Annotated in this window: 3 protein-coding genes; all 3 read left to right on the forward strand. The window is 48.1% G+C overall.

Translation table 11 applies throughout. The features are described from left to right. Nucleotides 1-225, forward strand: a 225-nt coding sequence (locus AAC854_RS22460; RefSeq protein WP_340619031.1) for a hypothetical protein, incomplete at its 5' end; no start/stop codon positions are given. Beyond that, nucleotides 137-418: a hypothetical protein gene (locus AAC854_RS22465; RefSeq protein ID WP_340619032.1), complete on the forward strand. Its 282-nt coding sequence runs from the start codon at nucleotides 137-139 to the stop codon at nucleotides 416-418. The genes AAC854_RS22460 and AAC854_RS22465, both read left to right, overlap by 89 nt. 5 nt (nucleotides 419-423) lie before the next feature. After that, complete coding sequence (locus AAC854_RS22470) at nucleotides 424-1,218, forward strand: DUF4123 domain-containing protein (RefSeq protein WP_340619033.1); 795 nt, start codon at nucleotides 424-426, stop codon at nucleotides 1,216-1,218. Nucleotides 1,219-1,442: the final 224 nt, after the last annotated feature.

Below are 1,442 nucleotides of genomic sequence, written 5' to 3' on the forward strand. Positions count from 1 at the left end.
TGCCACATCACCGGTGTGCCGGAAGACACTTTTGCTGTGGGGGAATTTTCTCTACAGGAAGGGTTATCTGAACTGTTTACCCTGAACCTGACGTTAGTCAGAGCCGGTAATCCACCTGAAAAGCGGCGGCAAGGTAGTGCTGGAAGCGGCGGCAGAAATCACGCTGAAAGTCGGCGGCAGTTTTCTGAAAGTCACACCGGGCGGCATTCTCTGTTCACCGATTAATGTCGGGCAGGGTTCAGGCGGCAGTGGGCGCGGGATTTCACTGCAATTACCGGAGGGAGTAGCTCCACTCTCACAAGTAGGGCAACTCCCGATGGCGGAAGCACTCCCGGCAACTGAATTTCCGGTGCAACCGGCTTGTGCAGAACTGGCGCAACAGGATGCCAGTTTAGTCATTAAACCTGTTAAAGAGTAAACACAATGGAAAGAACTATCACCATGGAGAGCACAGGATCCGCAATAAGTTGGCAAGCCTGGCTGAATGAACCCAATAAAGCGCCTGTATTCTTCATTCTCAATTCACTGGCTAAACCGAATCCTGTAGAACCATTTTACCGTCATGACTGGGTTGAGCAGGCATTTCCGCTGTATAGCGGTACTCCGATGCGCAATATGTTGAAACAGAGTCCGTGGTTGGTACAACCGAAGGCTAATCAACTCACTCAGATAGGGAAAGCACTGGATCGCCATGAACTCAGTGACAACAGTTGGGGTTGGGCTTACCGCAGCCATACACTGTGGCAGGAACAGCTTAGGCACTGGCAGCAGCGACAATGGGTCATGATGAATGGCGAGCCGGTACTGTTTCGCATGATGGATGCACGGATATTGGGCACACTCGTGCCTGCTTTCACGCCCAGCGACTGGTCACTGATGTTGTCGCCTGTCACAGAACTGATGATAGACAGGCCGCAACCGATGAGGTTTTGCCGTCCCGAAGCGTGTAGAGAAGGTAACAGCGAAATTCCGTTTACATTGGGTGAGCATTTGCTGGCAGTCTGGTTACATTCTCCCTATGGTCTGCTGGCCTTAAGTAGCTCCCTCTATAATGATTTATGGGAAAACCACGGAGAGATGGCGAGGCAATTGGATCAGCCTGAAGGCCGTTTAGAAGCACGGATTGAGCAGTGGTTGAGACAAAAGCTGGTAGCCGGACAACGTATTGAAAATATGTCCGGTCAGGATTATCTATTGGCTATGGAAAAAGAAAAATAACAGGAGCACCTATTTATGAGTAATGCTAATTCGGTTTATTGTCCTAATTGCCCAGGAATGTTAAAGAACAAAATAGAAATTCAGCTTGTTGATGAACACAATGTACCCATTTCTGATATATAACTTTTCAAAATGGTAGGAGTGTCAAAGAAACTCAGTCCAAATTTTGCGAGTTTTGATTTTCCAGAAACAAAAAGGCAAAAAAGAGGACTGAGTTATGCTTA

This window comes from Xenorhabdus entomophaga, assembly GCF_037996725.1.
In the GTDB taxonomy this organism is placed as follows: domain Bacteria; phylum Pseudomonadota; class Gammaproteobacteria; order Enterobacterales; family Enterobacteriaceae; genus Xenorhabdus; species Xenorhabdus khoisanae.

Bases quoted from the DNA above. Each gene is read 5' to 3' on its own strand.
- AAC854_RS22470 (WP_340619033.1), top strand. From the start codon at position 424: ATGGAAAGAACTATCACCATGGAGAGCACAGGATCCGCAATAAGTTGG.